Source organism: Marinicrinis sediminis, from assembly GCF_042685085.1.
GTDB classification, from domain to species: Bacteria; Bacillota; Bacilli; order Paenibacillales; family KCTC-33676; genus Marinicrinis; species Marinicrinis sediminis.
Map to the genome: position 1 here is coordinate 1 of NZ_JBHUMM010000040.1, position 1,037 is coordinate 1,037.

Here is a 1,037-nt window from a genome sequence, read left to right on the forward strand (position 1 = left end):
CATTTGGCGGTACGTCATCGGAGACATTTTGTTTAGCTTCTTTTGCCGACGTTCGTAGTTGTAGAAATAGATGTAGTCCTCAATGGCCGCTACTAGGCTGTCGTAATCTTTAAAGCTGTTAAGATAGTACATTTCGCACTTGAGAATGCCCCAGAATCCTTCCATGGGACCGTTGTCGATGCAGCGGCCGACCCGAGACATGCTTTGTATCATGCCAGCCTTATTCAACCTAGTCTTGAATTGCTTGCTTGTATATTGAAACCCTCGGTCACTGTGAAATATCGGGTGAGCACTCGGGTGTTTGGTAATGGCCTTATCAAAGGTATCAAAAACGAGCTGGTTATTGTTACTACGACCCACGGCGTAGGAGACAATGCCTTTGTCTTTAAGATCAAGAATTGCGCTCAAATACAGCTTTGCGTTATCTCCATACTTAAATTCTGTGACGTCAGTTAGCCATTTCTCGTTAAGCTTTTCTGCTGTGAAATTACGATTCAGAACGTTCTCTGCCATAATTTCCGGCGTAGAACGCTGGTAATGCGGACGTTTCCTACGGATGACGGCCTTTAAGCCCACCAGTTGGGTAAGGCGATAGATGCGCTTGTAGTTATAACTCGTTTCGTATCTGGCGTTTAGTTCATCTGCCAATCGTCTGTATCCATAAACCCCGTTAAATTCAGCGTAAAGATAACCAAGCTTATGAAGCAGATCTTCGTTCTCAACCTCACAAGCACTCTTGCTGCGATGGAGCCATTTGTAATAGGATGACCTGTTCAGGTCTAATATTCTGCAAATGTTCTCTACGGGGTATGCCTTTTGTTCATGTAGCTCCTTTACAGTCAAATAGAGCCTTTCCTGACGGACGCCGTTTAGCCCCGCCTCCTTTCGATTTCCCGGACTTTTTTTAACACGTCTATCTCCATTTCTTTCTGCTTGTTTTCAGCTTTGAGCATCTTGTTTTCAGCTTGAAGTCGCTCGACTTCGGTCATTTTATCTAGCCATTTACGTTTCCCTCGTTTGTCGACAAGACCGTCTAC

Annotated in this window: 1 pseudogene; it reads right to left on the minus strand. The window is 44.6% G+C overall.

What is annotated here, in order from left to right:
• Positions 1 to 849 (minus strand): annotated as a pseudogene (locus tag ACFSUC_RS13130) (IS3 family transposase); the annotation flags it as partial.
• Positions 850 to 1,037 lie beyond the last annotated feature (188 nt).